This is a genomic window from Oleiphilus sp. HI0132, assembly GCF_001635845.1.
The window spans coordinates 1-1,417 of record NZ_LWGJ01000134.1; the positions used below are offsets into that span (position 1 = coordinate 1).

Genomic DNA, 1,417 nt, shown 5'->3' on the forward strand with positions numbered 1-1,417 from the left:
GGGACGCTGGCGTATTCAGTGCATGGCCAATCCTGGACTACTCATGCGCGATATACGCCAAGGTAATGATCAAACGATTTTTGCGACGCATGCTGATCTAAACCGCCATAAATTCAAACCAGCCTTACGTCATTGTGCACAATGCAGTGCGCTTTTCTATCATAGCGATATCTATGATTATCCTTGGTTAACGAATTGCCCCATTCATGATACGACCTTAGGAAGTACTTGTTCGCGCTGCCACTCCCCATATCCCAAAACACGACAGGAAATTGCTACGCGCCATTGTCCTCAATGTGGTCGAGGTAGGGATGACCGCATTGAAAAAACACTCGCCTCAATCATCGAGGGCCAGGCATCCCTAGCAGAAAAAATTGACTCGACGGTTGGCTATTTGACTAACCTGATCACTAACATTGATGAAAAACTTCGCATGAAGCTTGGTGACGAGGACAGACTAATACAGAAATTGGGATTGTCGTTCCCATATCCATCACGATTTTCGCCGGAGCATCCGGATTTTTGGGCAATATGTTGCAAAGCAGGTTGGTGCAAGAAAAAGCAGCTAAGAGCAATTCATGGCGTTGAGGTGAGCAAAATTTCTAGCGTCACATTTTATCTTCAGTCGTATGATACAGAAGCACATCGTGACCGATATTTTGAGCAAATTCACGATTTAGAAACGTTAGTCTTAGAGTATGGTATGTCACGTCTGAAATTAATTAGCGGTTTGCTTAAACAGCATCGATTGCTTTCAATTCAATCCTATCGATATCTTTCGATCAACCATTTCCAGGCGTTATCGCCACCTTGCCCTATTTGTTTCGCACTGAGCGTATGGCTAATGCTTATGTTTACATTAACGTCTCACTTCCACAGTGCTAAGGTGCTGGAGAAAAGCTTAGAAGAGATGACCCCTCTGTTCCTTAAACAAACCGGATGGGCTGGTTGCTACACGCTTATACAACGACTCGTCAAAGCATTCACTATCGTTCCCTTATTTGAAAGTCATGCGCTCCGTCACTTTATTGTACCTCGTGCATTCGATGCTTTGCTCTATGCCCTGCTTCGATATGCTATTCATTTTCAACAAACTTTGAACACAAAGGATTTTGAGTACTCGCAGACCTACAGGCTAAAACACGGTGATGAATACGAGACCGAAGATCTAGTATCGATCGCCTCATTTTCTGGATCTGCAGACGAGTTATCATTCTGTTTATCCAAAGAAGATGTACTAAATAAGATCAAAGCATTAGATTGGCCGGCAATAGAAGCTTGCAAATGTGGTCTATTTCAACAAGAGTACCGTTCTTTAGCCCCTCCCATGTTGACAGTGTTTAATGATGTATTGGATCTAGATACGTGCCGTGAGGATAGTATAATAACTTATCTACATAAGTTTCGATCCCATATT

Annotated in this window: 1 protein-coding gene; it reads left to right on the plus strand. The window is 43.0% G+C overall.

Annotated elements, in window-relative coordinates; genetic code table 11:
- Positions 1-43: 43 nt before the first annotated feature.
- Positions 44-1,417: hypothetical protein (locus A3766_RS01705; protein ID WP_197479170.1), on the plus strand; the 1,374-nt coding region annotated here is incomplete at its 3' end.